This window comes from Oceanospirillum multiglobuliferum, assembly GCF_900167095.1.
In the GTDB taxonomy this organism is placed as follows: domain Bacteria; phylum Pseudomonadota; class Gammaproteobacteria; order Pseudomonadales; family Halomonadaceae; genus Oceanospirillum; species Oceanospirillum multiglobuliferum.
The window spans coordinates 164,363-181,611 of sequence record NZ_FUXG01000004.1 but is presented as its reverse complement, the minus strand read 5'-3'; the positions used below and the strand labels follow the sequence as shown (position 1 = coordinate 181,611).

At 44.4% G+C, this 17,249-nt stretch carries 15 protein-coding genes; 5 read left to right on the top strand and 10 right to left on the bottom strand.

Annotated features, from left to right (window positions below):
* Positions 1-8: 8 nt before the first annotated feature.
* From B5D26_RS04635 to B5D26_RS04620, 4 genes are all read right to left on the bottom strand, one after another.
* Positions 9-1,178: an isovaleryl-CoA dehydrogenase gene (locus B5D26_RS04635; RefSeq protein ID WP_078744529.1), complete on the bottom strand. Its 1,170-nt coding sequence runs from the start codon at positions 1,176-1,178 to the stop codon at positions 9-11.
* Between the two features lie 192 nt (positions 1,179-1,370).
* A complete protein-coding gene (locus B5D26_RS04630) occupies positions 1,371-1,844 on the bottom strand; it encodes a LabA-like NYN domain-containing protein (protein ID WP_200810616.1) in 474 nt (157 codons plus the stop codon).
* A 138-nt stretch (positions 1,845-1,982) separates the two neighbouring features.
* A complete protein-coding gene (locus B5D26_RS04625; protein WP_078744527.1) occupies positions 1,983-2,615 on the bottom strand; it encodes a lytic transglycosylase domain-containing protein in 633 nt (210 codons plus the stop codon).
* 112 nt (positions 2,616-2,727) lie between these two features.
* Positions 2,728-4,875: an SLC26A/SulP transporter family protein gene (locus tag B5D26_RS04620; RefSeq protein WP_078744526.1), complete on the bottom strand. Its 2,148-nt coding sequence runs from the start codon at positions 4,873-4,875 to the stop codon at positions 2,728-2,730.
* Positions 4,876-5,014: 139 nt separating this feature from the next.
* Between B5D26_RS04620 and B5D26_RS04615 the strand changes: the two genes are divergently transcribed.
* Positions 5,015-6,400: an adenylate/guanylate cyclase domain-containing protein gene (locus B5D26_RS04615; protein WP_078744525.1), complete on the top strand. Its 1,386-nt coding sequence runs from the start codon at positions 5,015-5,017 to the stop codon at positions 6,398-6,400.
* Between the two features lie 11 nt (positions 6,401-6,411).
* On the opposite strand, the gene B5D26_RS04610 is transcribed toward B5D26_RS04615, so the two are convergent.
* Positions 6,412-6,873: a MarR family winged helix-turn-helix transcriptional regulator gene (locus B5D26_RS04610; protein ID WP_078744524.1), complete on the bottom strand. Its 462-nt coding sequence runs from the start codon at positions 6,871-6,873 to the stop codon at positions 6,412-6,414.
* A 385-nt stretch (positions 6,874-7,258) separates the two neighbouring features.
* On the opposite strand from B5D26_RS04610, the gene B5D26_RS04605 reads away from it, so the two are divergent.
* From B5D26_RS04605 to B5D26_RS04590, 4 genes are all read left to right on the top strand, one after another.
* On the top strand, positions 7,259-8,278 hold the full coding sequence (locus tag B5D26_RS04605) for a fumarylacetoacetate hydrolase family protein (protein ID WP_078744523.1): 1,020 nt from the start codon (positions 7,259-7,261) through the stop codon (positions 8,276-8,278).
* A gap of 133 nt (positions 8,279-8,411) precedes the next feature.
* Entirely contained in the window at positions 8,412-9,050 is a 639-nt protein-coding gene (gene maiA, locus B5D26_RS04600; RefSeq protein ID WP_078744522.1) for a maleylacetoacetate isomerase, read from the top strand.
* 157 nt (positions 9,051-9,207) lie between these two features.
* Entirely contained in the window at positions 9,208-9,525 is a 318-nt protein-coding gene (locus B5D26_RS04595; RefSeq protein ID WP_139776559.1) for a hypothetical protein, read from the top strand.
* Between the two features lie 151 nt (positions 9,526-9,676).
* Positions 9,677-10,855 (top strand): GGDEF domain-containing protein, encoded by a 1,179-nt coding sequence (locus B5D26_RS04590; protein ID WP_159445592.1) that lies wholly within the window; start codon positions 9,677-9,679, stop codon positions 10,853-10,855.
* Between the two features lie 130 nt (positions 10,856-10,985).
* Here B5D26_RS04590 and B5D26_RS04585 read toward each other — a convergent pair whose 3' ends face one another.
* From B5D26_RS04585 to B5D26_RS04565, 5 genes are all read right to left on the bottom strand, one after another.
* Positions 10,986-12,323, bottom strand: coding sequence for a diguanylate cyclase (locus B5D26_RS04585; RefSeq protein ID WP_078744519.1), 1,338 nt, complete (start codon positions 12,321-12,323; stop codon positions 10,986-10,988).
* 172 nt (positions 12,324-12,495) lie between these two features.
* Positions 12,496-13,260 (bottom strand): phosphoribosylformimino-5-aminoimidazole carboxamide ribotide isomerase, encoded by a 765-nt coding sequence (hisA, locus tag B5D26_RS04580; RefSeq protein ID WP_078744518.1) that lies wholly within the window; start codon positions 13,258-13,260, stop codon positions 12,496-12,498.
* A gap of 152 nt (positions 13,261-13,412) precedes the next feature.
* Positions 13,413-14,438 (bottom strand): ABC transporter substrate-binding protein, encoded by a 1,026-nt coding sequence (locus B5D26_RS04575; RefSeq protein ID WP_078744517.1) that lies wholly within the window; start codon positions 14,436-14,438, stop codon positions 13,413-13,415.
* Between the two features lie 16 nt (positions 14,439-14,454).
* Entirely contained in the window at positions 14,455-16,464 is a 2,010-nt protein-coding gene (locus tag B5D26_RS04570; protein WP_078744516.1) for an MFS transporter, read from the bottom strand.
* On the bottom strand, positions 16,461-17,249 hold the full coding sequence (locus tag B5D26_RS04565) for a hypothetical protein (protein ID WP_078744515.1): 789 nt from the start codon (positions 17,247-17,249) through the stop codon (positions 16,461-16,463). The genes B5D26_RS04570 and B5D26_RS04565 overlap by 4 nt, the downstream gene beginning before the upstream one ends.

Sequence of the window (17,249 nt, the reverse complement as noted above, 5' to 3'; positions counted from 1 at the left end):
AGTTGCGCTTATTTAGATTCGCTGAACAGCTCACGGCCAATCAGCATGCGACGTACTTCTGAAGTACCCGCACCAATTTCGTACAGTTTGGCATCACGCAGTAAACGACCTGCTGGGAACTCGTTGATATAGCCGTTACCGCCTAGCAGTTGAATCGCGTCCAGTGCCACTTGTGTTGCTTTCTCTGCACAGTACAGAATCACACCTGCTGCGTCTTTACGTGAAGTTTCACCACGGTCGCAAGCTTTCGCTACGTTGTATAGGTAAGACTTACAAGCGTTCATCGTGGTGTACATGTCGGCCACTTTGCCTTGTACCAGTTGGAACTCACCAATGGATTGACCGAACTGCTCACGGTCGTGGATATAAGGTACAACCAGATCCATCGCCGCTTGCATGATACCCGTTGGACCACCTGTTAATACGGTACGCTCGTAGTCTAGGCCGCTCATCAGTACGCGAACGCCTTTGCCCACTTCGCCCAGCACGTTTTCTTCTGGTACTTCACAGTCTACAAACACCAACTCACAGGTGTTTGAACCGCGCATACCCAGCTTGTCTAGCTTCTGGTGACGGCTGAAGCCTGGGAAGTCGCGCTCAACGATAAAGGCGGTGATACCTTTAGAACCCGCAGCCACGTCAGTTTTGGCGTAGATCACGTAGGTGTTGGCGTCTGGACCGTTGGTGATCCACATTTTGTTACCGTTCAGGATATAACGGTCACCTTTTTTGTCCGCACGCAGTTTCATGCTAACAACATCAGAACCTGCACCCGGCTCAGACATTGCCAGTGCGCCAATGTGCTCACCTGAAACCAGTTTTGGCAGATATTTTTCTTTCTGCGCTTGATTACCGTTTAATTTGATCTGGTTCACACACAGGTTAGAGTGGGCACCATAAGACAGACCTACAGAAGCAGAAGCGCGGGAGATCTCTTCCATTGCGATAACGTGGGCCAGATAACCCATGTCAGAACCGCCAAACTCTTCAGGAACCGTGATACCTAACAAGCCCATATCACCAAACTTACGCCACATATCGGCAGGGAATTCATTGTCGATATCAATCTGTGCAGCGCGTGGCGCAATCTCATCAGCAGCAAAACGGTTAACTTGCTCACGTAGCATGTCGTAGGTTTCGCCGAGGTCAAAATTGAACTCTTTATAGATGGATTTCATGGCTAGGCCTCTTATCTGTGTGGTATTTGAATTTTGTTATTTTTAGCCAATAAAACGGCTTGGTTGTTATGCTGAAACCAAATTTAATCCAAGTTGACGTTAACGTAAAGGGAAATTTTAAAGAATTGCCCTTTACGTTAAAAAACCGAATAAACTAAAAGCAGATAAACAGATGCTGTTCATCTGACGTTCTTACTGCAAAAAAGCTTCTGTAATCGCATGAAACTCAGATGAGGCCTCGATTAATGAGCTGGCAGTAAGGGCAGGCACCCCATAAACCTGCGCTTCAACACCATATTTATGCTGAATTTTGTTGAGCAACAGATCAAAATCACCATCACCGGAAAGCAGTATAATGCAGTCAACCTGCGATGCTGTTTCTAGTACATCTATGGTAATACCTACATCCCAGTCCCCTTTAGCAGAGCCATCGCTGCGCTGGATAAAGGGCTTCAATTTAACGTTAAAACCGATGTGTTTAAGGGCTGATTGAAACTTAAGCTGTTGGTCATCGCCTTTATGAATTGCATAAGCATTGGCAATAACAATTTCGCCTTGTGCACTGATCTTCTGCCAGAATTTGCGGTAATTAAACTGACGGCCATAAGCCTGACGGGTGGTGTAGTAGATGTTTTGCACATCAACAAATATTGCGATTTTTTTCAAAAGAATACCTTTGCTCATAGATGGAGTGATCAACAGAATAACACCTGCCGGGACAAGTGTTATTCAAGACTACACAATAGAGTGGCAAAGCATAGATGCCAGACAATAGGGGGATAGGTTTTGTAGGTGATAAGCTAACTATGTCCAGTATTGCAGATCTTGGCAGATCTGCTGAACATAGTTTTGGGTTTCTTTTGGTGCTTGCTTTAACCAGTCTCGACCATGTTTAGCTTGTGCCTTTGCTACATTACCCTGCCCCCAATTGTAAGCCGCCAGAGCCGTAGGCCAATCACCAAAACGTTTTTGTAGCTGAGCAAGGTACTGCCCTGCATATTGAATACTGGCATGGGGATCTAGCGGATTGACGTCAGGGTGCCACCTTGGCACGATTTGCGCGATACCCACGGCACCTGCGCTACTAATCACGTCGCCTTTGATAATATCAGGGCGAAACCGACACTCTTGCCATAACAATCGCGCTAAAAGCTGTGCTGGCATCCGGTGCTGCTGCTCAACGCGATCAATCAAGGCCAAATAGGATTGTGCACTGGCTGGTGGTTGCCAGCTTTTACCTGTGTAAGTTCTGGACTGTTGCGACTGTTCTGCTTTTTTATCCTGCTTTTTCTGCTTCTGTTTTTCATACTGCTGCTGTGCTGTTTTAAACAACCAACGTTTCAGTTTCTCTTTTAGGCCCTGCGCCGCTTTACTCAGCAGCCAAGCCCCCAAAAATTTCACTAGCTTTTTCAGCAGATAAACTTTGATCGGCACCATAACTCACTCGTAAACAAAAAAGCCCAATCTCATAATAGATCGGGCTTTTAGACTACGAATCAGAGAAAAAGTCCCTTTTTACTCCAATCTATTTTGTTTCAGGGTGATTAGGCTAATCGAACAGCTCACCCAATACTTTGTTGGAGTCTGCAAGACGCTCAGCCAATAGCATTACCACAAAACGGTGTAAACGCACCGCCATCAGTTGGTTATGTGCTTCCATATCATTAAGTGATTTTGCACTTAATTTCATTAAGTCTGTATCCACCAAGGCTACCGCTGAGGCGGTACGAATAGAGCTGGTATACACACCCACTTCACCAATAATAGTACCGGGCATCATCGTTTTTAGACGTCGATGGGTTCCTTCCTCTATCTCTAGTTGAATTTCAACACGACCTTTAGTGATTAAGTATAAGGTATCGGCTTTGTCGCCTTGTTGAATAAACTTCTCACCCGCCTTCACCGAAACCGGCTCAAAGTAGCGCACTAGATGAACCACTTCGTAGGGCATAAGGTCCATGCGCTCTTTAAGCACCGACTCTAAGGTGAACTCACCTGACTCGGTGGTAGGCAGGCGGCTTAGTAGCTCGTTCTCACACCATTCTAGGGCACGATCCCAGTCTGGAAATAACCCCGCAGTTTGCATTAGTGTCTTGGGCGCAAGCTGGGCGCCTTCGTCAGTGCTGTCTATCAGATTCATGCCAGACGCTGCCAAAATGCGCTTCAATTCGAAAGGCGTGCCAGTTAGTAACAATATTACCTTACGCTGCTGGCATGACTGATGTAGGCGTAGCAAGGCGTTCGCGGTTGAGGAGTCAGTACCTGTGACGCGAGAAAAATCCAAAATCAGAAACACGCAAGGTGGCTGTAAGCAAGACTTTAGCTCCTCTAATAAGCCATAAGCTGTACCAAAAAACAGAAAACCTTTTAAACGCACGATACGCACACGATCGCCGTATTTAACCAGTGCTTTTTGGTGGCGCAGTGGGCGCTCAACTCGGCTACGTAACGTACTGCCATCTGTATTCAAATGAATGACACGTAAACGGCTATATTGACGCACAAACATTAAAATGGTGATCAATGTACCCAGCAATACCGCTGTTAAGAAACCATTTAGAATAATTACCGCAAAGATCAGTGCGATAATCTGATAGTCCATCATGCTGAAACGGCTGCGTGAGCGAATCAGCCACTGATCCATAAAGACCAAGCCCTGATATACCAAAATCACGCCCACCGCAGGTAAAGGCAAGACTTGCCAGATGAAACTCCCCGCCAGACAGAAGAGTAAAATTACAACTGCAGCAACAACGAAAGGCGCCTTACCCTCTCCACCTAGTTCACGATTCAGACTGGTTTGACTTAAGGACAGCGAAGCTACCGCACCCCCTAGCAAACCTGATAATAGGTTTGCACCAGAGGCAACTTTAAGCTCACGATCTAAGTCCAGCTCTTCACCTAATGACAACTCTAAAGAGGTGGCTTGGAGCAGCATAGAAAATACACTGATCAGTGCTAGGGTTAAAATTCCACCCCAAGGTAGATCTGTTAGCGTATCCACTTGAACTGCCGAGTAATTAGGCAGCCACTGCACTGACCAAAAAGAGATATTACGCCCAGAGAAAAACCAATTCTGCGACCATTCAGGCATACCTGCGCCCAGCAAGTTAAACAGAAAAACCAGTAGTAAAAAGCCCGTTGGCAATACCAAAGAGCCGCCTAGTTTTTTCTGTGCAAAAAACAGAGCCACACCAAAAGCCAGTACTAGCCAAACTGAAGGGTTTAAAAACAGATCAACCGACAGCAACTGCGGCTGAATCAGTTTGATGCCACCAATCAGGAAGAGCCAGCCCACTCCCGCAAGAAAGCCTGCTAAAACGGGAAGCGGGAGGTATCGAATAGCCCTACCCAATCTAGCCTGGCCAATACCCAGCATTACGGCAGCTGTCAGTAAGGTTGCACTAACCATCATAATGCGAATATCTTGCTGTGCGATTGACTGCTCTGCAATCAATGCCGCCATCATCGCCACAGCACTCGGCAAAGGAATAGCTGCAATGTTAGGATGGGAGCTGAACCAGCCAATCGCTAAGGTAGCAATCACTGCGGTGATCAGCATTACAGTGATACCCGATTGGAATGCGCCGTAACCTCCTGAGCCGAATAAAAGTGATGCGAACGAGAGAGAGAGTACAGTGCTAATCAGACCAAGCATCACGCCTGATGAGAGATTTCGAAGGGCAGTTGTGAACATGGATTCCCTAACTTATTCAATCCAGATAAATAAAGAGTATGCAGAGTTTTCCAACGCTGGCATCTTATTGCAAGCAGATTACTTGAAAATATACTGATTCCAAGTATTTTTAGAGAACAGCAACCAAGGATACGCGGTTATGCAGCCAGATCAAACTGATGATCAAAAAAACGCACCGATGCTTTCCCAGCAGGAAAGCAGTTCTCTACAAAACTACCTTTTAAGTCATCACACCACAGTTTTGACGGTGATGTTTACCGACATTAAAGGCTATACGGAGCTTTCTGAACAACAAGCAGAAGACTATGTCACAGCCTTGCGCAAAGCTCACGATCAACTGTTGATCAATATTATCGAGACAGACAAAGCGGGCTTAGTGGTTAAACATATCGGTGACTCTGTGATGGCAGTGTTTGCTGAGCCTAGCGTAGCGGTAGAGCGGGCAATTAATATTCAGCGGGGCATTATTGAGTTTAATCAACAAAATAAGCAATGGCAGGATATTGAGGTGCGTATCGGCCTGCATATGGGGCAAGTCACCGTTGAGGGGCAGGTTACACAAGATATCTTTGGTCGCCACGTTAACCGAGCAGCTCGAATTGAAAGCTTGGCCGATGGCGGGCAGATTTATCTTAGTTACACTGTATTTGATAGCGCTAAAGGTTGGCTAAGTCATCAACAGCATTATGGCTGGCATTCTCATGGTTACTATCGGTTAAAAGGCATTGATGAACCCATTGAGATTTTCGAGGTTTGGGACAAATCTCAGCGTGACCCTATCCCCCCCTTGAATAGCAAACCTATTAAAAGTACACCACGCACCATCTTTCTTGCAGTTGCCTTACTTGCAGGTGTCGCTATTGCACTAGTGGCTATGCAGTTCAAAAAAGTGGATGCTTGGTTAGCGCAGCCCTACCCTAACAACTTGATGATTAATGCATTTGATCAGGTGCAGCTTGATGGTGGAGTAGAAGACAAAACTCGACGCCTAGCAAATGAGCTAGACGCAGGTGTCCATACACTTTTTTACCCTACCGCACCCAATACAATAGGTTATGCAGAAGTTGAAATTAGCCGAGGTGAAAACATACTACAGCCGAAGTTTAGGTCTATTAGCTTGCCCAAAGCTAGCCTGAGCTTAAGTGCTGAAAATGGCAAAAGTGCCAGCCTTTCTAAGACGTTAGATTGGCAATATCAAAGCCTGAATAGCAGAGGAGAGCTAACCGAGCAGAAAATGCAACTCGCGCTGACGCTCTCAAGTAAAATAGACAATGGCGACAGTAGCTTCGCGCAGCATAATCTTAGCTGGACATTTTCCGCTCCAGACTTAGAGTCAAAAAGTGGAGAGCCTCTCGAAGGGGAGCAGCAGTTCAAACATCAAGTGCAAGGTGCAAAAGCAGTACACAAGGAACAGGTGCTGCTCAGTCTTGAGCAACACCATTTTATTTTGAAAACAGCCTTAATCAATCAGTCGATCCGAATGCAAGTACTGGGTGTCTTCGATTACAAAACACAAAAGAAATAGTTTGATAAAGGCTACTTTTGATAACAGTGCTTGATCTGTTGATCGAGTTTGTTCAGTAGATTATGTAAGTCTCTGTACTCTTGCGCTGACAGTGTACCCACAAAGTTGCCCTCCCATTCAAGGGCCTTAGGCACTATAGCGTTATACAACTCCACACCAGAGTCGGTCAGGCTTAAATGACTGACTCTATGATCTTGAATGTCTTTCTCTCTTAGTAGATAGCCCAGCTTTTCTAAGCGCTGCACTGCACGAGATACTTTGGCCTTGTCCATCTTCGTGCGTTGGCTTATATCCGTTGAGATCATGGTAGGCTGCTGACCCAGCATCGCCAAAATGCGCCATTCCGAAATAGAGATACCAAACTCTGAAGAGTAGATCGTAGACAAAGAGCAGCTGATACGCTCAGCCAACTGGTTGAATCGATATGGTAAAAACTGCTCTAGTTTTAAAGAGGCATTCACTCGTTCATTCATCGTTTTGCACTTATCCAGGCAGTCTAATAGCAGATTACGCAAAAGTACCCTATATCACAGCCTTAATACAAGCAGTTTAGTTTTATTTAAAACTATTAACTCTTGTCATATTTAGAGGGCGAACCATGCATCGAGAGTTCACTAACAGCTAAAAAAACATTCAAAAAGCTTTAAAATAAACCTGAAATTATGCCGTTATAGCTTTTAAATCAGCGGGTAACTGCACGTGATTTCGACTAAAGCATATAGACACTCAAAAATAGACTTGCGTCTTCTGACAAGAGTTTCTATGATAATTTCAAATGAAACCATATTTGCCAATACTGTTTTTTGGTAACAACCTCTCAGTTCCGATGCGGAAATTCAGAATAGGATAGAATTTAAGATGAAACTCGCTACGTTAAAGCAAGGTCGTGACGGCCAATTGGTTGTTGTTTCTCGTGATTTGTCCCAAGCAGTCGTTGTTTCAGATATTGCTGTGACGCTGCAAGCTGCTTTAGATCAGTGGGCTGAGATTGCACCTAAACTACAAGTGGTTTATGACCAGCTCAACAACGGCGAATTAAGCAATACGATTCCTTTTGATCAGAAGGCAGTTAGTTCTCCTTTGCCTCGTGCTTATCAGTGGGCTGATGGCAGTGCTTATGTTAATCACGTTGAGTTAGTGCGCCGTGCCCGTAATGCTGAAATGCCACCCAGTTTCTGGACTGACCCGCTAATCTATCAAGGTGGTTCTGATACATTCCTAGCGCCTCAAGACAATATTCGTATGGCAGATGAAGCTTGGGGGATCGACTTTGAAGGTGAAGTTGCTGTTATTACTGATGATGTGCCAATGGGCGCAACACCTGAACAAGCAGCAGACAAAATTCGCCTGATTATGTTAGTTAATGATGTTTCTTTACGTGGACTAATTCCCGCTGAGCTAGCCAAAGGTTTTGGCTTCTTTCAGTCTAAGCCTTCTAGCGCATTTTCTCCTGTTGCCGTTACACCGGATGAGCTGGGTGATAAGTGGCAAGACGGCAAGGTACACTTGCCTTTGTTAGTGACTTTAAACGACGAGTTGTTTGGCAAAGCCAATGCAGGCGTGGATATGACCTTCAACTTTCCGCAGTTGGTGTCTCATGTGGCTAAAACACGGGCGATGGGCGCAGGGGCTATTATTGGTTCTGGTACAGTGTCAAATAAACAAAACACTGATTTTGGCTCTGCCATTCAAGATGGTGGCTTAGGTTACTCTTGCCTAGCTGAAGTTCGTATGATCGAAACCATTAACACAGGCAAGCCTAGCACGCCGTTTATGAAGTTTGGTGACAAGATTCGTATCGAAATGAATGATGACAATGGCCAAAGCATATTTGGTGTTATTGAGCAAACAGTTGAGCAATACAGCCCTGTTGTTTAATTTCGTCATTTAATGTAGCTGTTTAACTCAAAAGTGTCCCCAGCACTTTTAGCCCATCTTGCTGGTTACAAAAAACTGTTTTCTGGTCACTGACCGGAAAACAGTTTTTTCGGACATATACGGAAACTGTGTGATGCAACTATTTGATTACTTTCGCTCATCCGCATCTTATCGAGTGCGGATCGCTTTAAGGTTAAAAGGTTTAGACTGTGAGCAAGTCGGCGTTAATTTATTAAAAAGCGAGCATAAAGCCGAGCCTCATCTTGCTCGCAACCCCCAAGGCTTTGTACCAGCCTTAGCACTAGATTCAGGGGAGATATTAACGCAGTCCTTAGCAATCATTGAATACTTGGATGAAGTTTATCCGCAAACCCCTTTACTGCCAAAAGACGCTGTAGGCCGTGCCCGTGTGCGAGCTTTAGCGCAGATAATTGCCTGCGATATTCATCCCGTAGACAATCTACGTGTTTTGAAATACATCACCTCAGAGTTTGGGGTGAGCGAAGCGCAGAAAACAACTTGGTATCAGCACTGGATAGAGGAGGGTTTTGCCGCCTTTGAGACCCGCTTAGCAGAAAAGTCCACGGGGGCATTCTGTCATGGTGATAACCCAAGCCTTGCTGATCTTTGCTTGGTGCCTCAAGTGTTCAACGCACAACGCTTTAATGTTGACCTATCTCCTTTTCCACGCCTTATGGCAATCTATCAGCGCTGCGAAATGTTAGACACTTTCAAGTTGGCTCGTCCAGAGCATCAGCCTGACGCAATATAATCCTCTCTTTTTTTCACTGACACAGTAACTTCATTGCGGTGTCAGTGAGTACCCGCTATGTTTCTAACCAAAAGTTAACTGAGCCATCATGCAAACTCTGGTATGCTCCTGTCCTGAGTTAAAATTCAATGATCAAGGAACTGCACAGGAGCTTATTGTGTCTGCTATCAAACAAAACCTGCCACGCCTTAAGGGTGTTACCGCTTCTGGTGAGGTAATTGATCTACCCGAACTGTCAGAAATTTTATTAGAATGGGATGAAGGTCTACCAGCTACGCTGTTATTATCCCCTGAGCATCTTGATGGCCCTGCACTGACTTTAGAAGTTGGTAGTGCAGAAGATGAAGATGACGCCTTAACAGAGTACGGCATAATTGTTTTGCGCCCTGGGGCTAGCAACATGGTAGATATCAGTATTGAGACTCATGTGGTTGAAGATGAAAACTGTGGTGAAGACTGCAATTGTCATGATTAACGCCCTTTAAAAACGCATTCGGCGAGATCTTGATTAAGTTCAGTCTCGCCAGCTTCATTTTTTTTTAAATTTTTAGGTTAAAGTACAGCAGCTAACGGATTAACCGTTATGATTGAAAGTGTTCTGTTTTATTAGATTGATGAGAGTATGTGTGAATAGAAAAACAATAAAATCGTTTGATGATAACCACTTAAACCTCTCTCTGTGGCAGCAACTTATTTTTTTATTTGAGTCTGTACGTGGTTACGAGCTGTTTGGGTTAAAGCAGCACCCTTCAGATTTTAACTTAGTACGTGCTGAGTACATTAACTCTAGAGTGCGTTTATTAGCGCTCTTATTTGCGGTATTAACCCCCTTATGGATTCCGGTAGACTACCTTATTCTGCCTTGGGAACATTTCCAGCAGATGGTAGTAGCACGTATAGTGTTCTCTTTGGTGCTATTGTGGCTTTGGGTTAGAACCTCTTACATTCACTCTCTAGATAAAGCCAGAACTCGGCTTGTTGTCTTGATGGTAACCCCCGCACTATTTCATCTATCAACACAGTTTATTTTAGGGGAGTACTTACTAGATGAGCGTTTGGCATCCTATACTTTTTTACCTTTTTTAATTATTGCTATTCATTGCGTATTTCCTTTAACCCTTAAAGAAGGAATACTTTTAGCATCGTTTACCATCATCACATTGTCGACAGACGAGCTCATTCAACAGCGTATCTTAACCTTAGCATCGCTCAATAACCTGTGGTTGCTGGGGGTGATAATGGGTATTGCGATTTGGGCCCAACTGTCACAACTGCATATGCAGCTGAAATTATTTGAGCAAGCGACAACAGATTCTTTAACACGTCTGTTGAATCGTCGCTCTTTTATGTCGCTGGTTGAAAATGAGCTCAGCCGTGCCGAGCGCTACCATAGGCCATTAACTATGGCGCTATTTGATCTTGATTTCTTCAAAAAAGTAAACGATACCTACGGCCATCAAGCTGGCGACAAGGTGTTAATACGCTTTGCTGAGCTATTAAAAGAAGAGCTAAGAACCACTGATATTATAGGCCGTTTTGGTGGAGAGGAGTTTATCGTCGCCCTACCTGAAACCTCCGTTACAGAGGCTTATAAAGTGATTGAACGCATCTTAACCAACTGCCGCCAACAGGTAGTGGAAGTTGATGAGCATCGCATTCAATTTACGGCGAGTGCGGGCTTAGGTGAAGTGTTAGTAGATGTCTTGTCGTCAATTAATCATGTTGATGAAGCGCTATATAGTGCAAAAGAGAACGGCAGAGACCAAGTAGCACTTGTTAAAGCCAGCCGTTCACTTGCAGAGTAACAGTCCCAATCTCTCTGAGGCAGAGTTTTAAAACCCTTGCCTCAAGAGTGATTCCGTTATCATTCAATAAGCACTTAGCCGCAGTTTATATGCAAATTTTCTAGTAGTTAAAAACTGCGTTGGGCTTTTATCAACCTCGCATTTTTTTACTGCGCTTGGCTGCGTACATCGCTTGGTCGGCTTGACGTAGTAGCTCTTCTGTACTGATAGCATCATTAGGGTAAAGCGCATAACCAATACTGCTTTCCAAGAAGCGCTTAGTATTACCTAGATCTGCTATTTGACTCGCCAGTGCCATTTCAATATTGCGTTTAACTGCTAAAACACCTGCCAGATCAGTATGCGTTAAGATGATCACAAACTCATCGCCACCCAAACGAATCACTAAGTCTCCACCACGGACTTGCTGCTGCAAAACACGGGAAAAGTGGATAAGTGCAAGATCACCTGCATCATGACCATAGTCGTCATTGATGATTTTAAAACGATCGAGGTCTAGCAGTAGAACGGCACAGCTTTGCTCTGTACTTTTAGCCTTCTTCAGTATATTTGGTAGCTGTTCATTAAAGTAACGGCGGTTATACAGCCCTGTCATTGAGTCTAAATAGGAGCTTTCACGCAGCTGCTCATGGTAGTCTTCTAACTCATCTGCCAATAAATTAAAGCTGTGAGCTAATGTATAGGGCTCTCGCAGATGGTAACGCTCTGGATCTAAGCGAATCACACTAAGATCATCTTGTACAGCTTCTCGAATCTGCTTAGACAACTCTCGTATAGGGTGTATCACACGTATACGGACAATGATGAATAAAGCAGAGAACAGCAGCAGCATCATGGTAATAGTGGAGAAAATATAAAAATTCATAGTGTGGTTAAGAGAGTCTCTTAACTTACGATCAGGAAATTGAATATCTAAAACACCATGCACTTTACCTACTGCTGAGTTGGTATGGCACTGCAAGCAGTTTTGTTCGGCGGTTATGGGGTATAAATAGCGCACATAGCCTTCATCATCTTGAATATAAGTACGTCCAGAGGCCATAACTTGCTGTATCAAGCGATCATCTGCAATCCGCTTTTGTGAGGGTAAATGAGCGCCAAATAGTTCATCAACCACAGGCCCTCGAATTAATTGCACTTTGCTATCACTATTATTCAGCTCAAGAGAGTGGATAAAGTTATTCATTTCCTCCCTAGACCAGCCTTTTAACATGCCATGCCAAATAGTGCGAAATACAATCTCAGCTTGCTCTCGGGCATTTTCTTCTGCTAGCTCTTGCACTGTTTGTTTTTTAAATGACTGAGAGAAGAAAAATGTTGTTACCAGACCTACGCTCATCACCATAATAAAGGTGTAAAGCAGGGTCTTATAAGTTGAGGGGCGCAACGTCTGTGGGGTATTAGGCATAGGTGCTAAATCTCGTGTGCTGGCAAAGCCGCCAGTCCTTTTTATTATACTTTCCTTCATTTAACGCCTATATCAGATCTGATCAAAGGCATAAATTGCTATTTTTTTATAGCTTTTAGAACTATAGGGTTCAGAGCATTTTTACCCTATAAAAGCAGGGTGTATAGGATACTGATAGAAAATATCGAGTCAATGACAGTGGCGGCAATGTAGCCACTGTCAACTTTAGGGGTTAGTCAAGGTGCTGCTGATTCCACTGAATACAGTCTGCTAGAGTGATGCCTTTACCGCCAAAAATATCCAGTGCACTGCCTATTGTGAGATCAACTTTGCCATTAGACAGCTCATGTACTAGTGCTAAGTCAGCCAAGGCTCTTGCGCCACCTGCATAAGTAACAGGAATAGGGCAAGACTGCCCTAGTAATCGAACTAGATCTTCATCAATACCCGCTTGCAAGCCTTCGACATCAGCGGCATGAATTAGAAACTCTGCACAATGCTGACTCAGAGCTTGCAACGTCTCATTGTTAACCGCTAACGAGGTTACTGTTTGCCAGCGGTCAGTTGCAATGTGCCAGCCTGCTGCTGTTTTACGGCAGCTTAAATCTAAAACTAGGCGTTCTATCCCTGTTTCTTGCTTGATCTTTTCTAGACGCTCCCAACTGAATTCGCCGTTTTCAAACAAGTAAGAGGTTACAATGACATGAGATGCACCTGCTTCTAAATAACTAGCTGCATTTTCATTATTAACACCACCACCAAACTGCAATCCGTTAGGCCAAGCAGACAAAGCGCTCAGTGCCTGCTCTTGGTTACCTGCGCCAAGGGCAATAACATGCCCGCCAGTAAGCTGATGCTTTTGATAAAGCTTAGAGTAATAAGCTGCGTCATAACTACTGACAAAGTTAGTACTCGCACCTTGATCAGTTAGACTACCGCCAACAATCTGCTTAACCTGCCCTTGGTGCAGGTCGATACATGGACGAAATTGAGTCAAAGTCCATCTCCAAGTGAGTGACAATATAGGGGCATAAAGTAATGGTCGCGAATTGTAGCAGATTTTTCTGCCAATGGGCTTAGCCAGTAGAGGCTAGAGTATCTCGCTCTACTGGAGGTATAGCCAAAAAAAATAGCGGATAAAAGAGAGACTTACTCTCCCACCACCTCGGCAGTTTGCATGATCGTTACTGGTGGAAAGCGATTTAGCTGCTTAGCTGCGGCAATATTGACGATAAAGCTGAAGCGTTTAAGCGTTTCCACGGGCACTTGTGCCACCGTTTTACCGTCAAATAGTATTTGTTCTGCTTTGTAGGCCGCAAATTGCCCCACATTATAGTAACGACTCACTACACCCATATAAGCACCAGCAGAACGGATAGGTTCTTCTGTAGCTGAAAACACTGGAATACCTTGATCATGAACCGCTTTGACAAGTGTTTTAGCATGGGATATTAAATAAGAATCTGAGGGCATATAGACAATATCTACCCCCTGTTGTTTAAGTTGTTGCGCCAGAGTGGCAAAGCTTTCTGCGGCATTAGCATCGGCAGTATTATTTAAAGGGTATTCGACAAGCTTCAGTTTAGCAGCCTCTATTGCAGCTTTTAGGCTATCCACTTGTAATAAAGAGTTTTTCTCTTTGGAGTTGTAGATTACGGCAACTGTTTCAACTCCTTCTATTTCTTGCATAGCCGCTACTTGGGTTGCCATAGGTACTAAGTGTGAGGTGCCTGTGACATTAAAGGCGGGTGCTCGATAGTTAGAAACAAGCCCTGCGCCCATTGGGTCTGCAACTATATTAAAGATTAAAGGGATATCGGTAATATGTAGGCCTTTTTGACGCCCTTGTTCTGTGCCAGCCAAAACAGTTGTGACCGTTGTTCCAAAGCTGTAAACCAAATCGGGTTGTTGGCGCAAAATATCAGCGCGTATTGTAGAGAGATTAGCTTTATTCTTGTTAGCGTTACGAATGATCAATTCAACCGATGGGTTGTGGCTAAGCATTGAATCAATAAAGCCTCGCTCTGCATCGGTCATACCACGCCATAACACCATATAAACACGTTTTGCCGCAGGCTCAGCCGATAGATTAGCTGAGGAGTTTGCATCGGTTTGAGCCCAGCTAAAGTTGCTGAGCATTAACAATAAACTGAATACAATGGCTTTGACTTTCATTAACGAGTCCTTTTTGCTATTGAGCCATCACAGGAACAGGCTTATCTAAGGTTTTGAACAACAAATAAAGCACAACCAAGAGCATCAAGCTGGCTGCTACACCGCTGGCTAGCCAAAGAAATGCATACTGAAAGCCTAAAAAACTAATCAGAGTTGCAGCTACAATAGGTCCTGCAATATTACCAATCCGCTCTGTGAGCCGGAAGATACCAATTGTTTTTCCAAGAGTTAGGCCTTCTCTCATTCTGACCTTTTCAGTTAATAGTGCCAGCTGAGGTGAAACACCAACGGCATGGGCTATGCCTAATAGCAAGACTCCGCCAAACATACCTACAATGCCATCGACTAGGTACACAAATAGAATAGCCACCGCAGACAATGCCCCTCCGAAGATGATGAAAGCTGTTTTCTTCTTTAACTTATCACCCAGCCATGCACTTAGGGGTGAGATTAAAACAATTGCTAAACCGTAAGCCATTAATATCCGCCCAACAGCGGATTGATTAGCTCCCAATTGACTAAGATAAACAGGGCCAGAGTAATATAGAAAACCCGTGAGCAGTAATTTGGCAGGAACAGCAGATAAGAAGGTAATCAGTAGAAAATATTTGTCGCTGAAGAGCAATGCAAAATCGCGCCACGACAACTGCGTTGCTGGGTTTGCCGTTTGTGCGGCAACTTTCTTTTTCGCCTCAAAAAACTGTACAACAAATAGGGCAGACATAAGCGAAAGCCCCGCAGAAAGTATAAAGGTCCATTGAAAGCCAATTCGGTCAGACAATATGCCACCAATTGCTGCACCACAAAGAGAGCCTGAGAAAAAGCCTGATAAGAACATTGCCATGCCGCGGGTTCTATTGGCCATAGTGGTGTTGTCAGTGACATAACCTTGGGCGGTAATAAACACAATACCGTAGCCAATTGCAGTAATGGAGCGCACCACCAATAGCTGCCAAAGGTCAGTACAAAGTGCAGTTAACAATAAGCCTATAGCGGTTAACCCTGCACCAACCATAAATGCTGTTCGTCGCCCTACTCGGTCAGACCACTGCCCTGCGAAAGGCAGGGATAATGCCCATATCAGCATGAATAATGAGATAGGCAGACCTATCACCATGCTCGTTGATAGCCCCTCAATAGGCTTATATACCGACATTACATAGGCGGGGAAAAACGAGAGCGACATCGACTCAGAAAAAATTACCAAGAATAGAGGGGGTCTTACAAATGAGAGTTTGGTCAGTGCAACTTGCTCAGGTTTCTGTTCTGGCAGTTGGTACTGACCCTTAGGATTTTGTACGCTCAGCCATTGGCTAACCTGAGTTATGGCCTCTGAAACCTGATTGCCTAAACGCGATAACTCATCTTTACCTGGAAAGTGGATCACCTGACGATAGTCCCCTTGCGCGGTTTGCCCCAACATCTGTGTTAGGCCTGAAAGGGGAGTGCGAATATGATAGGTGGTAATGAACATCAATAGTTCCATTGCCAGTAGCAACGAGACAACCAAAATAGTTGCGATGTCATAGCCAATCTCTTCAAACACCTGTTGCATAAAATTAAGATCAAAGCCGATCCATATCTGCCCCAAATTTTGACCGTTGTAGCTTAAGTCATAGGAATAAAGTACAAACAGTGCTTGTGCATCTTGAATGTGTTGAAGCCTCCCCTCTAGGGCTGTGGAGACAGTTTGATCTGCATTTTTCCCTATATTGTTATGAGCTTGATAGAGAATAGTGCCATCCGTTTTCGTGATGGCTAAAAAGCGTAAGTCATGATGTCCCTGTAAGCGGCTTTCCAACACCTCATCCAGCTTGCCCATCTGCTGAAAAGGGATGCCATAGCCCATCATTTTATTAATCAGTCGCTCTGTTGATAGTGCCAGTACAGAAGCTTTTTCTTGCTCGGCAGGTTGCAAAGAAGTTTTAATTTGCTGCAAAGCAAACCAAGCACTCAGTGCGGTGCAAAGCACTATAATAACCACCGCAATGCCTACCACTTTATTTGCTATAGAGGATTGTTTCATTGCTTCTTCTCCTCTGGTATCGGCCTACTCACAGGACTCAAGTCACGAATTTTCTGATGAAGCGGTTGGTATTGATACTCTAAATGGTCACTATTTTCATCTAGAGCATAGTCTTGCCCTCGGCCAGAAAGGTTCTGTTTTAGTGCCAGATTCAAGCGTTGAATCATCTTGTTCATGCGGCGCATCAATAGCATTAGCAGTAATAAGCCAACTACACCACCAGCCAAAATGCTCAACAAGGTTTGATAGTTCAATGCGGTTAGTAACTGTTGGTTTTTTTGGATATAAGCCTGCTTGTCGTAAGCTAAAATAAGCAAACCAGTCTGTCGGTCAAAATTATTAAGAATAGGCTCAGCAACCAACAAGTAGGACTCAATTTCTAAGGCATGACTGCTCTGGTTATCGGCATGAGCCTGATACCACTGCGCGGGAATATGTGCCGTAACTTGCTCAACATCTCCCACGCTGAACAAGGCCGATTGTGCCATGTTCATCACTGCAGCAATATGGATAGAGGTATCTGTAAGCGTCAGGTTATGCAAATGATTAGAAATCTCTGTTTGAGATTCCAAAGGAAGACCAAGGGAAGTACCTTGGTCGATAGCAACGCGCACCTCATCCAGCATCACTTGCAAGCGTGAACTCACAAGTTGCTGGTGCTTTTTCTCAAAGTTAAAGTAGCTAAGCAGTGCACTTAAACCCACACTGAACATCAATACAAAAACCAGTGTGATACCTAAGCGCTTTGCTAAAGAGGACTGCGGCTTGACGGACTTTTCCGACAT

Excerpts from the sequence above, each read along its gene's own strand:
- B5D26_RS04635 (WP_078744529.1), bottom strand. The coding sequence starts at position 1,178 with ATGAAATCCATCTATAAAGAGTTCAATTTTGACCTCGGCGAAACCTAC.
- B5D26_RS04625 (WP_078744527.1), bottom strand. The coding sequence starts at position 2,615 with ATGGTGCCGATCAAAGTTTATCTGCTGAAAAAGCTAGTGAAATTTTTG.
- B5D26_RS04620 (WP_078744526.1), bottom strand. The coding sequence starts at position 4,875 with ATGTTCACAACTGCCCTTCGAAATCTCTCATCAGGCGTGATGCTTGGT.
- B5D26_RS04615 (WP_078744525.1), top strand. The coding sequence starts at position 5,015 with ATGCAGCCAGATCAAACTGATGATCAAAAAAACGCACCGATGCTTTCC.
- B5D26_RS04610 (WP_078744524.1), bottom strand. The coding sequence starts at position 6,873 with ATGAATGAACGAGTGAATGCCTCTTTAAAACTAGAGCAGTTTTTACCA.
- B5D26_RS04605 (WP_078744523.1), top strand. The coding sequence starts at position 7,259 with ATGAAACTCGCTACGTTAAAGCAAGGTCGTGACGGCCAATTGGTTGTT.
- maiA (WP_078744522.1), top strand. The coding sequence starts at position 8,412 with ATGCAACTATTTGATTACTTTCGCTCATCCGCATCTTATCGAGTGCGG.
- B5D26_RS04585 (WP_078744519.1), bottom strand. The coding sequence starts at position 12,323 with ATGAAGGAAAGTATAATAAAAAGGACTGGCGGCTTTGCCAGCACACGA.
- B5D26_RS04575 (WP_078744517.1), bottom strand. The coding sequence starts at position 14,438 with ATGAAAGTCAAAGCCATTGTATTCAGTTTATTGTTAATGCTCAGCAAC.
- B5D26_RS04570 (WP_078744516.1), bottom strand. The coding sequence starts at position 16,464 with ATGAAACAATCCTCTATAGCAAATAAAGTGGTAGGCATTGCGGTGGTT.
- B5D26_RS04565 (WP_078744515.1), bottom strand. The coding sequence starts at position 17,249 with ATGTCGGAAAAGTCCGTCAAGCCGCAGTCCTCTTTAGCAAAGCGCTTA.